Source organism: Nonomuraea sp. NPDC051191 (assembly GCF_044455665.1).
In the GTDB taxonomy this organism is placed as follows: domain Bacteria; phylum Actinomycetota; class Actinomycetes; order Streptosporangiales; family Streptosporangiaceae; genus Nonomuraea.
Genome location: NZ_JBITEZ010000015.1, coordinates 49,175 through 68,005 on the forward strand (window position 1 = coordinate 49,175; position 18,831 = coordinate 68,005).

The window sequence follows — 18,831 nt, forward strand, 5'->3', positions numbered from 1 at the left end:
GGTCAGCGCGACCGGACGGGCACCCGTCGCCGGTAGACGACGTAGGGCCGCCACAGGTACGCCACCGGCGCCGACCACACGTGCACCAGCCGGGTGAACGGCCAGATCGCGGCCAGCAGCCAGGCCGACAGCGCGTGCAGCTGGAACAGCAGCGGCACGTCGGCCATCAGGCGGGGGTCGGGACGGAAGGTCAGGACGCCCCGGAACCAGACCGCGATCGTGGCTCGGTAGTCGTAGCCGCCGCCGAGCAGGTTGCTGCCGGCGGTCGCGGCCATGCCTAGCACGATCACCGCGGTCAGCACGGTGAACAGCACCTTGTCGGCGCGGGTGGTGGTACGCCGCACCCGCGGGCTGGAGAGACGGCGGGCCAGCAGCAGCCCCAGGCCCGCGACGACCATGACCCCGGCCACGGTCCCGGCGCTCACCGACACCAGGTGGTAGAGGTGCTCGTCCACGCCCGCCGCCTCGGTCCAGCTCTTGGGGACGAGCAGGCCGAGCACGTGACCGCCGATGGCCGCGAAGGCGCCGAGGTGGAACAGCGGCGAGCCGAGCCGCAGCAGCCTGCTCTCCAGCACCTGCGTGGTATGCGTGGTCCAGCCGAACTGGTCCATCCGCCAGCGCCAGACGTGCCCGGCGACGAAGATCGTCAAAGCGACATAGGGGACGATCGCCCACAGCACGACGCTCACGGCCGTACCTCGCTCTCGTTCAGCGGCGGGCCGTACGGGGCCAGGCCGACCTCCTCGGCGGGCGGGCCGGCCAGGGCGAGGTCGGCCACCGCGGCCCGTTCGGCCGCCGACATGCCGGGCAGCACCGCGCACAGGGCGTCCAGCACGAGCGCGTACGGCGAGCCGGACTCGTGCAGGGCGGTGCGGATGAGCTCCAGCCCCTTGCGGTGCTGGCGCAGCGGCGCCTCCCCCGCGTCCGGCCCGGCCAGGGCGGCGAACTCGCACACCACCGGCAGGAAGTCGGGCAGCTCGCCCTCGGGCGGGGTGAGCCCGGCCACCCGGTAGCGCCGCTTGAGCGTCAGCAGCGCCATGCCGCGGCGGCGGGTGTCGCCGTGCAGGTAGTAGGTGAGGTAGAGGCTGGACCTGCGGCGCAGGTCGAACGTCTCGACGTAGTGGCGGGCCAGCGGCATCGGCTGCCGGTCGCCGAACCACCACAGGAACTGCTCCAGCGCCTGGCGCGGATGCCCGTCGGGCAGCGCGGCGACGGCCCGGTGCAGCTCGGCGCGGGCGGCCAGCAGCCCGGCGTCGGGGTACTGCAGCAGCAGCGAGACCAGCCGGAGCAGCGCGGCGCGCTCCTGCGGCCGCTCGACGACGGTGTCGGGGGCGGGGAGCAGTCTCATGACGCCGGTTCCTTCCCGGTGAACAGTTTCAGGCCCAGGCGTCCGTCGCCGCGGCGGCCGGTCACGCCGGTCGGGTGGAACTCGCTCATCCCCGGGCCGCCGTCGCCGTCCAGGCTGCATCCGGCGGCCTGGGACGACAGCGCGGCGGCGTCCTCGCGGTGGGCGGCGGGCACGACGTAGCGCTCGTCGTACTTGGCGACGGCCAGCAGGCGGTACATCTCCTCCATGTCCCGCGCCGTCATCCCGGCCGACTCCAGCAGGTCCCCGGCCACGGTGCCGTCGACCGTGCGGGCCCGCATGTAGCCGCGCATCGCCGACAACTTCATCAGCACCCCGGCCACCACCTCGGTGTCCCCTGCGCCGAACAGCCCGGCCAGGTACTCCAGCGGGATGCGCAGGTCGGTGATGGCGTGGAAGACGTTGTCGGGGTCGTTGGCGTCCGCGCCGGCGCCGGTCACGGCGTCGAGCACCGGCGACAGCGGCGGGATGTACCAGACCATCGGCAGCGTGCGGTACTCCGGATGCAGCGGCAGCGCCACCCGGTAGCGCATGGCCAGCCGGTAGACCGGCGAGCGCCGCGCGGCCTCGATCCAGTCCTCGGCGATCCCGGAGGCCCGCGCGGCGGCGGCCACCTCGGGGTCGTCGGGGTCGAGGAAGACCTTGCGCTGGGCCTCCAGCAGGTCACGCGGGTCGGGTACGCGGGCCGCGGCGAGCACGGCGTCGGCGTCGTACAGGACCAGGCCGATGTAGCGCAGCCGGCCCACGCAGGTCTCGGCGCACACGGTCGGCTGCCCCGCCTCGATCCGGGGGAAGCAGAACGTGCACTTCTCGGCCTTGCCGGTCTTGTGGTTGACGTACACCTTCTTGTACGGGCACGACGAGACGCACATGCGCCAGCCGCGGCAGCGGTCCTGGTCCACCAGGACGATGCCGTCCTCCTCCCGCTTGTACATCGCGCCGGAGGGGCAGGCGGCCACGCACGCCGGGTTGAGGCAGTGCTCGCAGATGCGCGGCAGGTGGAACATGAAGGTCTGGTCGAACTCCATGCGCACCTTCTCGGCCATGGCCGCGAGGTTGGGGTCGCCGTGGGCGTGCTCGGGGGCGCCGCCGAGGTCGTCCTCCCAGTTCGCGCCCCAGGTGATGTTCAGGTCCTTGCCGGTGATGGCCGACTTGGGGCGGATGACCGGCACGTGCGGCCCGGCGGGGGCGTTCAGCAGGGTGTCGTAGTCGTAGGTGGCCGGCTCGTAGTAGTCGTCCAGGTCCGGCAGGTCGGGGTTGGAGAACAGGTTGAGCAGCCGCTTGACCCGGCCGCCGGCGCGGAGCTTGAGCCGGCCGCGCCCGTCGAGCTGCCAGCCGCCGTGCCAGCGATCCTGGTCCTCGTAGCGCTTGGGGTAGCCGACGCCGGGCTTGGTCTCGACGTTGTTGAACCAGACGTACTCGACACCGTCCCGGTTGGTCCAGGTCTGCTTGCAGGTGACCGAGCAGGTGTGGCAGCCGATGCACTTGTCCAGGTTCATCACCATGGCGACCTGTGCCATGACGCGCATCAGTAGGTCACCTCCTGGCCGCGGCGGCGGATCACCGTGATCTCGTCACGCTGGTTGCCGGTCGGCCCGTAGTAGTTGAAGGCGTAGGTGAACTGCGCGTACCCGCCGATGAGGTGGCTGGGCTTGAGCAGCAGCCGGGTGAGGGAGTTGTGCACGCCGCCGCGCCGGCCCGACCGCTCGGTGAGCGGGACGTTCACGTTGCGGTCCTTGGCGTGGTACATGTACACGGTCCCGGCCGGCATGCGGTGGGAGACGACCGCCCTGGCCACGACCACGCCGTTGCGGTTGTACGCCTCGATCCAGTCGTTGTCGGCGGCCCCGATCGAGGCGGCGTCCTCGACGCTCATCCAGATCGTGGGCCCGCCCCGCGACAGGGCCAGCATGTACGCGTTGTCCTGGTACTCCGAGTGGATCGACCACTTCGAGTGCGGCGTCAGGTACCGCACGGTGACCTCGGCGCCCTGCCCGTCGCCCTGCCTGTCGCGCTGGTCGCCGTGGTGGCGGCGCAGGTCCAGCGGCGGCCGGTAGGCGGGCAGCTGCTCGCCCAGCTCGATGATCCAGTCGTGGTCGAGGAAGAACTGCTGCCGCCCGGTCAGGGTGTGCCAGGGTTTGTCGCGTTCGACGTTGATGACGAAGGCGGAGTAGCGCCGACCGCCGGTCTCCGAGCCGGACCACTCGGGCGAGGTGATCACCGGCTGCGGCCTCGACCGCGTGTCGGCGAACGTGATGCGCTTGCCCTCGTGCTCGGCGGCCAGGTCGGCGAGCCTGGTCCCGGTGCGCTTCTCCATGGTCTCGAAGCCCTGGGTGGCCAGGCGGCCGTTGGTGGTGCCGGACAGCGTGAGGATGGCCTCGCACATCCGGTCGGCGGTGCCGAGGGAGATGTGGCCCTCGGGGGTCTCGCCGTTCTGCTCGCGCAGGTGGTCCAGCTCGGGGCCCACCTGGTAGGTGATGCCCTTGGTGGTCAGGCCCAGGCCGGCGAACAGCGGCCCGATCCCGCGCACCCGCTCGGCGACGGCGCCGTAGTCGCGCTCGATCGTGACGATCTTGGGCATCGTCTTCCCCGGCACGGGCTCGCACTCGCCGTGCTTCCAGTCGCGCACCCGGCCGCCCGGCTGGGCCAGCTCGTCCGGGGTGTCGTGGGTGAGCGGGACGGCCAGCACGTCGGTGCGCCGGCCCAGGTGGCGGGCGGCCAGCTCGGAGAAGGCGTCGGCCAGCCCGAGGAAGGCGTCGTGGTCGGAGCGGGTCTGCCACGGCGGGGCGATGGCCGGGTTGAAGGCGTGCACGAACGGGTGCATGTCGGTGCTGGACAGGTCGTGCTTCTCGTACCAGGTGGCGGCGGGCAGGACCACGTCGGAGAACAGCGCCGTGGACGTCATCCTGAAGTCGATCGTCGTCAGCAGGTCGAGCTTGCCCTCGGCGGCGTTCTCCCGCCAGGTCACCTCGGCCGGGCGCAGGCCCTCGGGCGTCTCCTCGTTGCGGGCCTCGGCGTCGGCGCCGAGCAGGTGGCGCAGGAAGTACTCGTTGCCCTTGCCGGAGGAGCCGAGCAGGTTGGCCCGCCACACGGTCAGCACCCGCGGGAAGTTGGCCGGGTCGCCCGGGTCCTCGGCGGCGAAGCGCAGCCGTCCCGCCTTCAGCTCCGCCACCACGTGCTCGGCCACCGGGACGCCGCGCTCGGCGGCCTCGTCGGCGAGTTCGAGCGGGTTGCGGTCGAACGTCGGGTGCGAGGGCAGCCAGCCCAGCCGGGCCGCCTGGGCGTTGCAGTCGGCGAACGAGCGGCCCGCGAACCTGCCCTCGCCCAGCGGGCTGGCCAGCTCGCCGGCCCCGATGCGTTCGTAACGCCACTGGTCGGTGGCCAGGTACCAGAACGCGGTGCCGGCCATGTGCCGGGTCGGGCGCTGCCAGTCGAAGCCGAAGGCCAGGTGCTGGAAGCCGGTGACCGGGCGGACCTTCTCCTGGCCCACGTAGTGCGCCCAGCCGCCGCCGTTGACGCCCTGGCAGCCGGTCAGCAGCACCAGCGTCAGGAACGAGCGGTAGATCTGGTCGGAGTGGAACCAGTGGTTGGTGCCCGCGCCCATCGCGATCATCGACCGGCCCTTGGTGCGCTCGGCGTTGCGGGCGAACTCGCGGGCGATCCTGGCGATCGTGGCGGCCGGGACCGAGGTGATCTCCTCCGCCCAGGCCGGGGTGTAGGGCCGGCCGGCGTCCTCGTAGCTCTCCGGCCAGTCGCCGGGCAGGTCGCGCTTGACGCCGTACTGGGCCATGAGCAGGTCGAACACCGTCGTCACGAGCTTGCCGGCCATCTCGGTCACCGGGACGCCGCGGCGCATGACCGTGCCGCCCTCGGTGGGCCCCTCGTCGAAGCGCGGCAGGTCCACCTCGACCGCCCGCCCGGACCGTCCGAGCAGGGTCAGCGCGGGGACGGCGCCGTCCAGGTCGAGGTTCCAGCGGCCCTCGCCCTCCTGGCCCCAGCGGTGGCCGAGCGTGCCGTTCGGCACCTGCGCCGCGCCGGTCGTCTCGTCCAGGAAGACGGTCTTGAACTCGGCGTTCTCGCTCTCCTGGCCCAGGTCGGCGGCGGTCAGGAAGCGGCGCGGCACGTACGCGTCGCCGCGCGGCTCCAGTGTCACCAGGAACGGCAGGTCGGTGTACTTGCGCACGTAGTCGGTGAAGTACGGGACCTGGCGGTCGCGGAAGAACTCGGTCAGCGTGACGTGGCCCATCGCCATGGCCAGGGCGCCGTCGGTGCCCGGGTGCGGCGCGAGCCAGTCGTCGGCGAACTTGACGTTGTCGGCGTAGTCGGGGCTGACCGCGACGACCTTGGTGCCCTGGTAGCGGGCCTCGGTCATGAAGTGGGCGTCCGGGGTGCGGGTGACCGGGATGTTGGAGCCCCACATGATCAGGTAGCGGGAGTTCCACCAGTCGGCCGCCTCGGGCACGTCGGTCTGGTCGCCCCACACCTGCGGCGAGGCGATCGGCAGGTCGGCGTACCAGTCGTAGAACGACAGCAGCGTGCCGCCGATCATCGACAGGAAGCGGGTGCCGGCCGCGAACGAGGCCATCGACATCGCCGGGATCGGCGAGAAGCCCACCACCCGGTCGGGGCCGTGGTCCTTGATGGTGTGCACGTGGGCGGCGGCCATCAGTTCGAGGACCTCCTCCCAGCTCGACCGGACGAACCCGCCCTTGCCGCGCGCCCGCTTGTAGGCCCGCGCGCGCTCCGGGTCGCCGGTCAGCTCGGCCCACGCCAGCACGGGGTCGCCCAGCCTGGCCTTGGCCTCGCGCCACATCTCCAGCAGCACGCCGCGCACGTACGGGTAGCGCACCCGCGAGGGAGAGTAGGTGTACCAGGAGAAGGAGGCGCCACGGGGACAGCCGCGCGGCTCGTACTCGGGCGACTCCGGGCCGACCGACGGGTAGTCGGTGGCCTGGTGCTCCCAGGTGATCAGGCCGTCCTTGACGAACACCTGCCAGGAGCACGAGCCCGTGCAGTTCACGCCGTGAGTCGAGCGCACCACCTTGTCGTGCGCCCACCGGTCCCGGTAGAAGCGATCCCAGGCGCCGGGGTCGATCTGGTGCAGGGTGCGGCCGTCCGCCGACACCTCCGCCCTGGTGAAGAACTTCCTGGCGGCCAGCAACGGCCCCATGCCCGGGACCGCGTCCATGTCGCTCATGTCGCTCACAACTCTTCCCCTGCCACAACGGTCATGGCCCCAGGCTGGCGGGTGGGCGCCCGGTCCCGGCAGGGACCAAAGTCCCTTCGTACGGGCCCGATGGGCCCGCCGCCGGCGCCCGGGACCTTGGTCCCTACTGCCGGGTGACGGGAGGCGGTAGCGTCGAGGACATGATTCGTGTGTTCCTTCTCGACGATCACGAGGTCGTGCGGCGCGGCGTCGCCGCCCTGCTCGACTCCGAGGACGACATCGAGGTGATCGGCGAGGCCGGGACCGCCGAGTCGGCGATCGCCCGCATCCAGGCCCTGAAGCCGGACGTCGCCGTGCTCGACGTGCGCCTGCCCGACGGCAACGGCGTCGACGTGTGCCGCGAGGTGCGCTCCAAGCTGCCGGGGCTGGCCTGCCTCATGCTGACGTCGTTCGCCGACGACGACGCCCTGTTCGACGCGGTGATGGCCGGCGCCTCGGGCTACGTGCTCAAGCAGATCCACGGCTCCGACCTGGTCGGCGCGGTGCGCACGGTGGCCTCCGGGCAGTCGCTGCTCGACCCGCAGACCACCGCCGCCATGTTGCAGCGGCTGCGCGACCAGGCGGTCCGGCAGGACCCGCTGGCGGCACTGTCGGAGCAGGAGCGGCACATCCTCGACCTGATCGGCGAGGGGCTGACCAACCGGCAGATCGGCGAGCGCATGTTCCTGGCCGAGAAGACGGTCAAGAACTACGTGTCCAACCTGCTGGCCAAACTCAACATGCAGCGCCGTACGCAGGCGGCGGCGCTGTCGGCGCGGTTGCGGGCCGACCGGCGCGACTGAACGTCCCCCGGGATGGGACTTTCGCCTCTGACATCGGGAACGGTCCTGGTGGGAGGCTGAGAAGCATGCAACTCGATTCGTCCGGGCTCCAGGTGCTCTCCCGTGAGGAGTGCCTGCGCCTGTTGTCGTCCACGCCGATCGGGCGGATCGTCTTCACCGATCGCGCCCTGCCGGCGGTGCAGCCGGTCAACTTCTGCCTCGACGGCGAGAGCGTCGTCATCCGCACCTCGATCGGGTCGAAGCTGGCCGCGGCCACCCGGCACGCCGTGGTGGCGTTCGAGGCCGACGAGTTCGACCCGTCGATGCGCACCGGCTGGTCGGTGACGGCGGTCGGGCACGCGCGGGCGGTGACCGATCCTGCCGAGATGGCCCGGTTGTCCGCGCTGCCCCTGTCCCCGTGGGCTCCGGGGAGCCGCGACCACTACATCGTGGTGGACGCCGAGGAGGTGTCCGGCCGCCGGATCGCTGAGTGACGTACCGTTCAGACGCTTTCGTGCGGGGCCCGGCCGACGGCCGGGCCCCGCTCTTTCGTGGGGTGCGGTCAGCGTGAGGCGACCGGCCCGGCCACGCGGCGGGCGGCCAGCGCGCGGACCGCGGTCACCGTCAGGGCCAGGGTGAGCACGGCGGTGGCCGCCAGCAGGCCCAGGCCGACGCCGTACGAGCCGAGCCGGCCGTACAGGAAGCCCATCACCAGCGGCGGGACGAACCCGCCGAGCCCGCCGGCGGCGCCGACCAGGCCGGTGACGGTGCCGACCTTGTCGGCCGGGGCGACCTGCGCGACCAGGGCGAAGGTGGCGCCGCTGCCCGCGCCGAGCGCGGCGGCCATGGTCAGGAACGCGATCGTGCCGACCGGCATGAGGCCGGGGCCGAGCGCCTGCACGCCCGCCGTGACGGCGGTGACGACGAACACGCCGGTCAGGACGGGCACCGGGCCGACACGGTCCGACAGCCAGCCGCCGATCGGCCGCGCCAGCACGGCCAGGACGACGAACCCGGCCATCCGGTTGGCCGCGTCGGCCTGCTCCAGCCCGTAGCCGGTCTGCAGGTAGGCGGGCAGGTAGACCGAGAAGGCGACGTAACCGCCGAAGGCGACCGCGTACAGCACGCACGCCTGCCAGGTGATCGGCAGCCTGAGCGCGGCGGCCATGCGCGCGCCGAGCGGCTGGGTGACGACGGCGCGGCCGGGCGCGTCCCGCAACGTCAGCCACGCCAGGACCGCGTACGCGGCCAGCACGACGGCGGTGATGAGGAACGGCACGGCGGGCCCGCCGGCGCGGACCAGCGGGACGGTCGTCAGCGCGCTGATCGCGGTGCCGCCCATCCCGGCGCCGAAGATCCCGACGGCCAGGCCGCGCCGGTTCGGCGGGAACCAGGCGTTGACGAACGGCACCCCGACGGCGAACACGGTGCCGCCGATGCCGAGGAAGAACCCGCCGATCAGCAGCGAGACCATCGACGTCTGCCCGAACAGGCCGATGAACAGGACGGGGACGATGGTCGCCGCCGAGACCAGCGGGAACATCACCCGCCCGCCGAACCTGTCGGTGAGCGCGCCGACCGGGATGCGGCCCAGCGACCCCACGATCACCGGGACGGCCACCAGCAGCGCCTGCTGCCCGGCCGACAGCCCGAGCAGCTCCTTGAAACGCGGACCGAGCGGGCTGAGCAGGGCCCAGGCCCAGAAGTTCACCGCGAAGCCCAGGGTCGCCAGGGTGAGCATCAACGCCGGGCTGCGGCCGGGGGTTGTGGCCGGTGCGTTCGTCATGTCTTCCTCACGTGGTTCATGCGGAGGTGGGGCGGCCGGACCTGGCCGCGGCCACCTGGCTGTGCTGTCCCATCACAGCTCAGCGGGCATGACGTGGGGTATGGACGAAGGTCCCGACCTCCCGGGACTTAGGACGCGCGACGGGCTCCGGGGGTCGTCACAGCGGGACGTGCCAGCGCAGGCGGGTGCCGCCCTCCTCCGGCGCCTCCAGCTCGGCGGCCCCGCCCAGGTCGGCTGCCCGTTCCTCGATGTTGCGCAGGCCGCTGCGACGCCCGCCGTCCCCCACGCCGACACCGTTGTCGCCGACGACGAGGGTGAGCCCGCCCTTGGCGACCTCGATGGAGACCTCGGCCCGGGTGGAGTGGGAGTGGCGCACCACGTTGGACAGCGCCTCGCGCAGGACGGCCAGCAGGTGCTCGGCCACCGGGTCGGGCACCAGCGTGTCGATCTGGCCCTCCATGCGCAGACCCGGCATGAACCCCAGGTGCGCGCCCGCCCCTTCCACCAGGTCGACGATCCGCGTGCGCAGGCTCGGCGCGGTGTCCTCGCGCGGGGCCTGGAGGGCGAAGATGGACGAGCGGATCTGCCGGATCGTCTCGTCCAGCTCGTCGATGGCGTGCTGGAGCCGTTTGCCCGCCTCCGGCCGCTCGACCAGCCGTACGGTGCTCATCAGCGTCATCGCCGTCGCGAACAGCCGCTGGATGACGACGTCGTGCAGGTCCTTGGCGATGCGGTCGCGGTCCTCCAGCAGGCCGAGCCGTTCGGCGTCGCGGCGGGTCTCGGCCAGTTCCAGCGCGATCGCGGCCTGCCCCGCGAACGACTCCAGCATCTGCTGGTCGGCCCCGCTGAACGGCAGCCGTCCGCCGCACTTGGCCAGCATGAGCACCCCGCGTACGCGCGGCGCGGCGCCGAGCGGGACCATGAGGCCCGGCCCGTAGCCCAGCCGCCGCAGCGGCGAGTCGGGGTAGGCCGCGCCCGGCAGGTCCCGCTCGGACCGGGGCTCGGCCTGCGTGAACGCCTGCCCCTCCAGCGTGGCCGAGACGTCGAACTCCATCCCCAGCAGCTCGTCGGCGCCGTCGCCCTCGGCCACGTCGACGGTCAGGGTCCGGCCCGACGGGTCGGGCAGCAGCACCTGGACCAGGTCGGCGTCGCACATCTCGCGGGCCCGCGCCGCCATGGTGGTGAGCACCTCGCGGGAGCCGGCTCCGGACAGCAGGCTGGTGGTGATCTCCGAGGACGCCTTCAGCCAGGTCTCGCGCCTGCGCGACTCCTCGTACAGCCGGGCGTTCTCCACGGCGACGCCGGCGGCGGTGGCCAGCGCGACGACGATGGCCTCGTCCTCCTCGTCGAAGTCGCCGCCGCCGCGCTTCTCGGTCAGGTAGAGGTTGCCGAAGACCTCGTCGCGGACGCGTACCGGGACGCCGAGGAAGGTGCCCATGGGCGGGTGGCCGGGCGGGAAGCCGTACGACTCGGGGTGGTCGGAGATGCGGCCCAGCCGGAGCGGGCGGGCGTCCTTGATCAGCAGGCCGAGCAGGCCGAGCCCGTGGGGCCAGTGCTCGATCCCGGCGATCTCCTCCTCGCTCAGCCCCACCGGGATGAACTGGACGAGCGTCTGCTCCTCACCGACCACGCCGAGCGCGCCGTAACTGGCGTCCACCAGCTTGGTGGCCGTCTCCACGATCCGCCGCAGCACGGTCTCCAGATCGAGGTCGCTGCCCACGGACACGACGGCCTCCAGCAGCGCGTGCACGCGGTCGCGGGTGGCGAGGACGGCGTTGAGCCTCGTCTGCAGCTCGGCCAGCAGCTCGTCGAGCCGCATCTGGGGCATCAGGCTACGCTGCTCACTTTCCGACATACCGTTCAGTGTCCCAGCACGTGCCCTCGCCGCCGGAATCAGCCCGCCGGGCCCCTCCGCCTCTACAGCAGCGGCGGGACGGTGAACAGGTCGTCCTGGTCGCAGTCGAGCTCGGCGACGACGTCGACGACGCCCTCCACCGCCCGCACCGACTCCGCCAGCGCGGCCGCCCGCGACCTGGTCGCCACCCGGCCGGCGATCGTGACCACGCCGGCGTCGATCCCGACCGAGTACGTCCCGTCCTGCGGGAGCACCGCCCTGACGTCCGCCTCCAGCTCGGCGGCCGGGCGGGTGAAGACACGCAGCACGTCGCGCTGGTGCAGGGTGCCGACGACGCGGCCGGTCACCGGGTCGATCACCGGGAGCTGCCTGACCCGGCGGGCGTGCATGATCCTGGCCGCCTCGCGCACCGGCATGCCCGGGGTGACCGTGACCGCCGGCGACGTCATCAGCTCCGCGGCGGTGACGGCCGCGGCCTTGCGGTGCTCCTGCCGCCGCGCGCGCGACTCGAAGACGGAGACGGGGTGCCGGGCGTGGCCGGTCTCCTTGAGCAGCAGATCGTCCTCCGACACCACGCCCACCGGCCGCCGGTCGGCGTCGATGACGGTGACCGCGCCCACCGCGTACCGCTTCATCGCCGCCACGATGTCGGCGAACGACGCATGCTCCAGCACCGCGATCGCCACGCGTCCCATGACGTCCTTGACCTCGATCGACATGATCGCCACCTCGCTTTCCACCTCCACGGTCCCTCCTGCGGGGGCGCGGCGGCAGCGGCGAACGTCCCGGAGGCGCAGGGGCTAAGGTCCTGGCCCGGCGGGACGGCGGCGGTCAGTACAGGAGTCAGTGCAGCGGGCCGGCGAAGACCACGATCTCGTCGATGTCGCCGGCGGCGGTGAGATGGACCATGTCGGTGCCCGACAGGACGGTGGCGCCGTCGGGCCCCTCGAAGCGCCAGCCGAACCGGGCCCACTCGTGCGGCGCGTCGACGGACGTCGTACGGACCATGCGGCAGCCACCGGCCCGGTAGCCCTGCACCACCTCGGTGATGAAGTCGGCCACCGAGCCCCGGCCGGACCCGCGGCCGAGCGGCCCCCAGAACACCACGTCGGCGGCGAGGGCCCGGCTGAGCAGCGCCGAACGGTGGTCGGGATCGTCGGAGTTGGCCGCGGCGATGAAGGCGTCGACCGCGTCGGCCGCGCCGGCGTGTGCCTGGTGGCGCTGCGGGGATGCCCCCGGTTCGCGCAGCGTCATGTCGTCCTCCAACCATCGCCGATCGCCATGAGCCAGTACATCACGATCGGACGGCCCGCGAACGGCTCACCGCATGACCGGCGCCACGCCGCCCCGGCCTACTGCTCTTCCGGCTGGTTCCCCACGAGCAGGTTGAACGCGCCGGTCAGCAGGTTGAGCGAGACCAGGCCGACGACCTCGGCGATCACCCGGTCGCTCCAGCCGAGCTCCCGCAGCCCCGCCACCTCCTCGTCGGTGATGGACGACGGCTCCACCAGCACGCGCACCGCCACCGAGATCAGCGCGGCCTCACGCGCGTCGGCCGAGGTGCCCTGGCGGGCCAGCGCGACGTCGGCCTCGCTGAGCCCCGCGGCCAGCGCGCCCTCGGTGTGCGCGGCCAGGCAGGTGCCGCAGCCGATCCACTCCTGCACGGCCAGGGAGATCTTCTCGCTGAGCGAGCGCGAGATCTTCACCCGCTTCATCGCGCGAGAGAAGTTCAGATAGCCCTGGAGCAACGCGGGCGAGTGGGCCATCGTGGACACCATGTCCCCCACCCCGCCGTGCCTGGCGACGATGTCCTCCAGGATCTGACGGGACTTCTCAGGGGCCTTCTCCGGAACAAGCGGTGCAAGACGTCTCATGACTCGGCACTATATACCCACAGGGGGTATATGAAGAATCGTTCTGGATGACGTTGAACCGTTTCCGGCGGCCCCGCGTACCTCCGAGCATGCAGAGGCTCTTGCGCGGTGAGATGTTCATGCTCGGCGGCTTCGTCGCGGCGGCCGCGGCGACGATCCTGCTGATCCTGCCCCCCTCGATCGACCCCGCGGACGCGCAACGGACCCGCACCCCCTCGGGCCCCCTCTCGGCCGCCGACATCGACCTGCTGATCAAGGTGCGGCAGGCGGGCCTGTGGGAGATGCCCGCGGGCGACTACGCCTCCACCCGCGCCCAGTCCCCGCGCGTCAGGCAGGTCGGCAAGCAGATCATGGGCGAGCACCAGAAGCTGGACCAGCTGACCCGCGACACCGCCGCCAGACTCGGCGTCGCCCTGCCCGACGAACCCAACCCCGACCAGCAGCGCTGGCTGGCCCAGCTCGCCGCCGAGAGCGGCCCCGCCTTCGACCAGGACTACGCGAACCTGCTGCGCGCCGCCCACGGCAAGGTCTTCGGCACCCTGGCCCTCGTACGCGCCGGGACCCGGAACGAGGAGATCCGCAAGTTCGCCCAGGAAGGCATCAACTTCGTCATGCGCCACATGACGTACCTGGAATCGACCGGCCTGGTCGACCATGACCAACTCCCCGAACCTCCACCCCCTTCCCCCGCCCCCACCCCCTGACCGCGCATCAGGAAGCGTCGTGCAGGTCCTTGGCGGCTGGGGCCGCACGGTCCGCAGGGCCGCCAGACGTCAGGGGCGGTTTCGTGAACCCAGCCACTCTCGGAGCGAACACATGAACCAGCGGTGGCGACGCCAGAATCGCCGTACCCCTTACCCCGGAGCGCCGGCCGGATCGACGCTCCGGCGGCACACCGACCTCAGGTCCACGGTCCACGCCTCGCGGCTGACGGTCGTCGTGGCGCTGGGCGTCGCGCTGCTGGCCGGGTGCGCGACCGGCCCCGCCCCCTTGCGGCAGGCGGAACACCATCACGGCGCCGCTCCCCCCGTCCCCGCCGTCGCGGCGAAGTTGCCGGCCGCGAGCATGGAACAGCTCACCACCCTGCTCGGCTGCCCCGCCGGCAAGCTGCAGACCGACGCCGCCGAACTGCGGCAGGCGGCCTGCGACACCCCCCAGGGCCGCCTGACGATCGTGACGTTCACCACCGACAAGGGCAAACGAGACTGGCTCGACCTCGCCCAGGCGTACGGCGGCGCCTACCTGGTGGGCGACCGCTGGGTGGTGGTGGCCGCGTCCGACCTGCTGCAACGGCTACGAGGCCGGGTGGGCGGCGAACTCGAGACGCCGCAACACCACTGACCCGGCGCCCCCGTACGGTGCGCAAGGACGCGGATGACGGCCCTGCCCGGCTCTGGCACGATGGCCGGGTGCAGGTCGCCCGTCCCGTGTTCCGCGCGCTTCGCGCCGCGGTGTTCACGGCCGTCTGCGTCCTGGCCTCGGCGGCCCTGCACACGTTGGTCGGTGGCACGGCCGTCGCGCCCGGCCCGCTCGCCCTGGCCGTCGCGGCGACCTTCGCGGCCGCCTACGCCGCCGGTTCCCGTCCCCGGGGATGGCCGCTGCTGCTGGCCATGTGCGTGGCCGCCCAGTACGGCCTCCACGAGCTCTTCGACGCCTCCGAGTCCGCCCGGTACGGCCTGCGCCACCTGCTCGACGCCTCCCTGCCGGTGTCCGCCGGACCGTCCGCCGCGTTGCCCGCCGGGATGCCCGTCGCGATGCCCGCCGGGGCCCACGGGCACGGCTCCTCGGGGATGGTGGTGATCCACCTGGCGGTGGCGGTCTCGTCGAGCTGGTGGCTGGCCCGCGGGGACGCGGCGCTGGCGGCGTTGCTGCGGTTGAGCACGGTCCGGCTGGCCCGGCTCTGGACCGTCCTGTGCGCCTGGCTGTCCGTCCTGGCTCCGCCGCCCGCCGGACCCGCCCGCGCGTGCCCGCTCTGGCCCCGCGTGGCGGGCCACCGGGCGTTGCTGCTGGCTCCGGTGCTCTCCCGGCGCGGCCCGCCCCGCGATACCCGGCACGCCCGGCCCCTCAGCCGCTGACGTTCCCGTCATGCGGCGGGTACCGCGTGCCTCCCGGCAGGTAGACGACCCAGCCGGCGCCGTCGCGGCACGTACTCCGTCCCGTCGCGCGCCGGACCGCATGCCCATCCGGCGGTCGAGCCGGATGCCGGATCTCCGGAGTTCGCAGTGACTCGTTCCCTTCGTTCCGTACGCCGTCCGTTCCGGGCGGCCTGTCGTGCCGGTGTCGCCGTCGGCGGCGCCGTGCTGCTGCTGTTGGCCGCCGCGCCCGCCGCGCTGGCCCATGACCGGCTGAAGAGCAGCTCCCCCGCCGACGGCGCCAAGGTCGCGCAGGTGGAGAGCATCGAGCTGGAGTTCACCTCGCGCATGACCCTGCCCACCCTCGTGCTCGACGGCCCGGCGGGTGAGAACCTGCCTCTCGGCAAGCCGCGCGCCCAGGGGCTCACGGTGAAGGCCGAGCCGGCCGCGCCGCTGGAGCCCGGCAAGTACCGGCTGGCCTGGCGGGTGGTCTCCTCCGACGGCCACCCGATCTCGGGCGAGCTCCGCTTCACCGTCACCGCCCCGGCCACCCCCACCGCGGAGCCGGCGGAAGCCACCCCGACCCCGTCCGAAAGCCCGTCCGAGACCGCGTCCGCGAGCCCGGCCGCGAGCTCGTCCGACGCCACCTCGCAGGCGGCCTCGTCCTCACCGGTCGCCCAGGCGGACGCCGGGACGGGCTCGGGCGGCGTGCCCGGCTGGTTGTGGGTGGCCGCGGCAGCGCTGGTGGCGGGCGGCGCCGCGACCGTCGTCGCCGGCCGCCGCAGGCGCGGCTCCGGTGACACCGGCCCCACGCCCTGACCAGCGCGGCTCCCGTGACACCGGCCCCCACGCCCTGACCGGGCTGGAGGCGCTCTAGGCGGCCAGCGCCGCCGGCAGGCGCGGCCGGAGGGCCTGGCGGCGTTCCAGACGGGCCACCGCCAGGGCCGAGGCCAGCCCCGCGAAGGTCAGCGACAACCAGGGCAGACCGGCCCAGCCCGCGTCGGCGGCGACGTCCAGCAGGGCGCCCGACAGCAGGTTCCCGGCGAGGATCCCGGCGCCTGAGGCCAGGTTGTACAGGCCGTAGTAGGTGCCGACCAGTTCCTCGCCCGCCATGTCGGCGATGGTGGCCATCTCGAACGGGAAGGCCACCAGCGTCCCCGCGCCGAGCAGCAGCGCGCACACCAGCGCGGCCGCGATCGTCGCCGCCGGGGGCAGGTGCAGTTGCGTCGCCACGACCATGGGCACGAAGGCCGCACCCATGAGGGCCAGCCCGCGGGTGATCGCCTGGCCGCGGCTCCACCGTTCGCCGCACCAGGTGGTCAGGCGTACCTGCCCGGCGATGCCGAGCAGCGCCGACACCGCGTACAGGGCGGTCACCGCCCATTGGCCGCCGCCGGCCCGCTGCACCGCCAGCGGCAGGGCGAGGTACATCTGGTACGACAACGCGTACGAGGCGATCATCGACGCCGCGAACGAGACGAACGCCCGGTCACCGAACGCCCGCCGCCAGGCCCGCAACACCGGCTGCCGCACCTGCCCGGGTTCCCGGGGCCGCGACGGCAGGTAGAACCCCTGCAGGACGGTCAGAACGGCGAAGATCCCCGCCGCCCCCAGGCACACCGCGGTGAACCCGCCCGCCAGCAGCAGCACCCCGAGCAGCGGCCCGAGCAGGATGCCGCCCTGGTAGAACACGTTGAACACGGCGAAGGCGGCCACCTTGCGCGGCCCGGCCGCGGCGGCCAGGTACGCGCGGGCGGCCGGGTTGAACAGCGCCCCCGCCAGCCCGGTGATCACCGCGGCCGCCACCAGCAGCGGCACGGACGTGGTGAGCCCGAACAGCGCGAACCCCACGGTACGCAGCGCGCACCCCGCCATGATCATGGGTTTGTGCCCGAGCCGGTCGGCCAGCGTGCCGCCGATCAGGAACATGCCCTGCTGGCTGGCGTTGCGGAGGCCGAGGATGAGCCCGATCGTCCAGGCCGCGAGCCCCGCGCCGGCCGACAGGTGCTGGGCGAGGTAGGGCATCAGCACGTAGAAGCCGATGTTGATGCCCGCCTGGTTGATCTGCAGCAGCCGGATCGGCCGGTCGAAGGAGCGGAACTGCGCCAGCGTGGCCTTCATCGTGCGCCTGCCAGCGGGTCGCTGACGGTGGTGCAGCGGGTCCAGCGGCGCACCTCGCGCTCGGAGGGGTTGGCCAGCACGTCCGGCTCGTCGGCCGGGGTCACGCCGAGCAGGTCGTGGGCGCGGCAGTAGCCGTCGTCGAAGACGGTGTTCCAGTAGCGCCAGGGCCCGTCGGGGAAGACCGCGACGACGCAGCCGCCCGGCCCGCCGCGCCCGGCCAACCAGCGGGCCACCAGGCTGACGGCTCCCGTGCTCCAGCCGCCGGAGACGTAGTGCTGGGCGGCGAGGGCGCGGCAGGCCCACACCGCCTCTGCGGCGCTCACCCAGTGGACCTCGTCGAAGGCGTCGTAGGCGACGTTGCCGGGGTGGATGCTGGAGCCCAGGCCGCGCATCAGGCGGCGGCGGTCGGGCTGCCCGAAGATGGTCGAGCCGACGGTGTCGACGCCGACCAGCCGCAGCCGGGGCAGGTGACGCCGGAGCTCGCGGGTGATGCCCGCGCTGTGCCCGCCGGTGCCGACGGAGCAGACCAGCGTGTCGATGTGCGGGAGCTGGGCCAGCAGCTCGCGGGCCAGCCCGGCGTACGCGCCCACGTTGTCGGGGTTGTTGTACTGGTCGGGGCAGTAGGAGCCGGGCAGCTCGGCCAGCACGTCCGCGACCCGGTCGCGGCGGGCCCGCTGCCAGCCGCCGACGGGATGCGGCTCGGGCACGATCTCCAGCCGTACGCCGTAGGAGAGCAGCAGCCGCTGCATGAGCGGTTCCATGCCGGGATCGGCGACCAGGACGACCGGGTGGCCGAAGGTGATCCCGGCCAGGGCCAGCCCGAGGCCGAGGGTGCCGCTGGTGGACTCGACGATCGTTGCGCCGGGGGCCAGATCGCCCCGGGCGCGGGCCTGCCGGATCATGTGCAGGGCGGGCCGGTCCTTGATGCCGCCCGGGTTGAAGCCTTCCAGCTTGGCCCAGAAGCCGCCGCCGCCGGCGACGAACGGCGCGGCGACGAACGCCAGTGGCGTGTTTCCGACGGTGACACAAATACCCGGATTTCCGATGGCGGGCAGAATGTCAGGGCGCGACAAAGTGTCGTACGACATTGGTTGATATCCCCGAGATGAACGGCGCACGCGCGGCACGGAAGACGCCGCGTCAATGGCGCGATGGAAATGGACGGCGACGAAAAGCGCGCGTCCTATATGCGCATCACGCGGAGACGTTCGGGACCCGGCGCGGGCTCCCGCGGGGCGGCCCGCGGCGCGGGTCGTACGGGCACCGCCGCGACGGCGACGGGCAGGGCGGCGAGCGAGGGGACGGCCGCCACGGCCGGCGCCGAGGCCGCGGTCGCCGAGCACTGCTGCTCGGTGCCGTGCAGATGCCCCGGGGGCAGCTCGCCGTGGAGGCACCCGGCGTCCAGCACCGGCATCCGCCCGGACAGCCGCCTGACGTGCCGGTGCGCGTCGAGGTGCGCACTCTGGAGGGTCGGCGCGGAGCCACTCTGGACCCGCTCGGACAGCTCGACGGCCGCGCACGCGCCGCCGTGCGCGAACACGACGGTGATCAGCATGGCCAGGGCCAGCACCGCGCGCGGCAGCCACCGGCCGGCCCCCGGGGCGGGCGGGCGGCGTGTGCGGGCCGACCTGGTGGTGAGCATCACCCCAGAGCATGCCCGCCGCGCGGCGCGGCTCGCCGGGAAAAGGCCAAGGTCGACGTAAAGAAATCATCGGGGCACGGAAATGGGCGCCGCGAATTGCCTTTCGCCCCCCGATCCTCCTTATCGG

At 72.9% G+C, this 18,831-nt stretch carries 18 protein-coding genes; 6 read left to right on the forward strand and 12 right to left on the reverse strand.

The genetic code is table 11. The features are described 5' to 3' along the window. Positions 1-2 precede the first annotated feature (2 nt). Genes narI through ACIA8R_RS37895 form a run of 4 tightly spaced genes read right to left on the reverse strand, consistent with a single transcriptional unit; the run spans position 3 to position 6,563 of the window. The gene (gene narI / locus ACIA8R_RS37880) at positions 3-689 is read right to left on the reverse strand and encodes a respiratory nitrate reductase subunit gamma (RefSeq protein WP_397042418.1); all 687 of its coding nucleotides are present in this window, start codon (positions 687-689) and stop codon (positions 3-5) included. Next, the gene (narJ, locus tag ACIA8R_RS37885) at positions 686-1,348 is read right to left on the reverse strand and encodes a nitrate reductase molybdenum cofactor assembly chaperone (protein WP_397042419.1); all 663 of its coding nucleotides are present in this window, start codon (positions 1,346-1,348) and stop codon (positions 686-688) included. Before narJ ends, narI begins: the two co-directional genes overlap by 4 nt. After that, a complete protein-coding gene (gene narH / locus ACIA8R_RS37890; protein WP_397042420.1) occupies positions 1,345-2,895 on the reverse strand; it encodes a nitrate reductase subunit beta in 1,551 nt (516 codons plus the stop codon). Before narH ends, narJ begins: the two co-directional genes overlap by 4 nt. After that, positions 2,895-6,563 carry a nitrate reductase subunit alpha gene (locus ACIA8R_RS37895; protein ID WP_397042421.1) on the reverse strand — a complete coding sequence of 1,223 codons (3,669 nt, stop codon included), beginning with the start codon at positions 6,561-6,563 and terminating at the stop codon, positions 2,895-2,897. The genes narH and ACIA8R_RS37895 overlap by 1 nt, the downstream gene beginning before the upstream one ends. Positions 6,564-6,733: 170 nt before the next feature. Between ACIA8R_RS37895 and ACIA8R_RS37900 the strand changes: the two genes are divergently transcribed. Both ACIA8R_RS37900 and ACIA8R_RS37905 read left to right on the forward strand, forming a co-directional pair. Continuing rightward, positions 6,734-7,375 carry a response regulator transcription factor gene (locus tag ACIA8R_RS37900; RefSeq protein ID WP_357708648.1) on the forward strand — a complete coding sequence of 214 codons (642 nt, stop codon included), beginning with the start codon at positions 6,734-6,736 and terminating at the stop codon, positions 7,373-7,375. 65 nt (positions 7,376-7,440) lie between these two features. Beyond that, positions 7,441-7,848: a pyridoxamine 5'-phosphate oxidase family protein gene (locus ACIA8R_RS37905; RefSeq protein ID WP_364102264.1), complete on the forward strand. Its 408-nt coding sequence runs from the start codon at positions 7,441-7,443 to the stop codon at positions 7,846-7,848. A gap of 68 nt (positions 7,849-7,916) precedes the next feature. Here the strand turns inward: ACIA8R_RS37905 and ACIA8R_RS37910 are convergent, their stop codons facing one another. The 5 genes from ACIA8R_RS37910 to ACIA8R_RS37930 all read right to left on the reverse strand — a co-directional run bounded on the left by ACIA8R_RS37910 (position 7,917) and on the right by ACIA8R_RS37930 (position 12,869). Then, entirely contained in the window at positions 7,917-9,140 is a 1,224-nt protein-coding gene (locus ACIA8R_RS37910; RefSeq protein ID WP_397042422.1) for an MFS transporter, read from the reverse strand. Between the two features lie 157 nt (positions 9,141-9,297). Beyond that, positions 9,298-10,968, reverse strand: a complete 1,671-nt coding sequence (locus ACIA8R_RS37915; protein ID WP_397042423.1) for a GAF domain-containing protein — start codon at positions 10,966-10,968, stop codon at positions 9,298-9,300. 89 nt (positions 10,969-11,057) lie between these two features. After that, positions 11,058-11,741, reverse strand: coding sequence for a CBS domain-containing protein (locus tag ACIA8R_RS37920; RefSeq protein WP_357708638.1), 684 nt, complete (start codon positions 11,739-11,741; stop codon positions 11,058-11,060). Between the two features lie 97 nt (positions 11,742-11,838). Continuing rightward, positions 11,839-12,249, reverse strand: a complete 411-nt coding sequence (locus ACIA8R_RS37925; protein WP_357708636.1) for a nuclear transport factor 2 family protein — start codon at positions 12,247-12,249, stop codon at positions 11,839-11,841. 98 nt (positions 12,250-12,347) lie between these two features. Next, complete coding sequence (locus ACIA8R_RS37930; protein ID WP_397042424.1) at positions 12,348-12,869, reverse strand: carboxymuconolactone decarboxylase family protein; 522 nt, start codon at positions 12,867-12,869, stop codon at positions 12,348-12,350. An 89-nt stretch (positions 12,870-12,958) separates the two neighbouring features. Here ACIA8R_RS37930 and ACIA8R_RS37935 point away from each other — a divergent pair, with 89 nt between their 5' ends. From ACIA8R_RS37935 to ACIA8R_RS37950, 4 genes are all read left to right on the forward strand, one after another. Continuing rightward, entirely contained in the window at positions 12,959-13,573 is a 615-nt protein-coding gene (locus ACIA8R_RS37935) for a DUF4142 domain-containing protein (protein WP_364104550.1), read from the forward strand. A 112-nt stretch (positions 13,574-13,685) separates the two neighbouring features. Beyond that, positions 13,686-14,210, forward strand: a complete 525-nt coding sequence (locus tag ACIA8R_RS37940; RefSeq protein WP_397042425.1) for a hypothetical protein — start codon at positions 13,686-13,688, stop codon at positions 14,208-14,210. A gap of 68 nt (positions 14,211-14,278) precedes the next feature. After that, the gene (locus ACIA8R_RS37945; RefSeq protein WP_397042426.1) at positions 14,279-14,944 is read left to right on the forward strand and encodes a hypothetical protein; all 666 of its coding nucleotides are present in this window, start codon (positions 14,279-14,281) and stop codon (positions 14,942-14,944) included. A 147-nt stretch (positions 14,945-15,091) separates the two neighbouring features. Further along, entirely contained in the window at positions 15,092-15,760 is a 669-nt protein-coding gene (locus ACIA8R_RS37950) for a copper resistance protein CopC (RefSeq protein ID WP_397042427.1), read from the forward strand. Between the two features lie 54 nt (positions 15,761-15,814). Here the strand turns inward: ACIA8R_RS37950 and ACIA8R_RS37955 are convergent, their stop codons facing one another. The 3 genes from ACIA8R_RS37955 to ACIA8R_RS37965 all read right to left on the reverse strand — a co-directional run bounded on the left by ACIA8R_RS37955 (position 15,815) and on the right by ACIA8R_RS37965 (position 18,704). Then, the gene (locus tag ACIA8R_RS37955) at positions 15,815-17,062 is read right to left on the reverse strand and encodes an MFS transporter (protein ID WP_397042428.1); all 1,248 of its coding nucleotides are present in this window, start codon (positions 17,060-17,062) and stop codon (positions 15,815-15,817) included. Then, complete coding sequence (locus ACIA8R_RS37960) at positions 17,059-18,150, reverse strand: PLP-dependent cysteine synthase family protein (RefSeq protein ID WP_397042429.1); 1,092 nt, start codon at positions 18,148-18,150, stop codon at positions 17,059-17,061. Before ACIA8R_RS37960 ends, ACIA8R_RS37955 begins: the two co-directional genes overlap by 4 nt. Positions 18,151-18,245: 95 nt before the next feature. Beyond that, entirely contained in the window at positions 18,246-18,704 is a 459-nt protein-coding gene (locus tag ACIA8R_RS37965) for a hypothetical protein (protein ID WP_397042430.1), read from the reverse strand. Between the last annotated feature and the right edge of the window lie 127 nt (positions 18,705-18,831).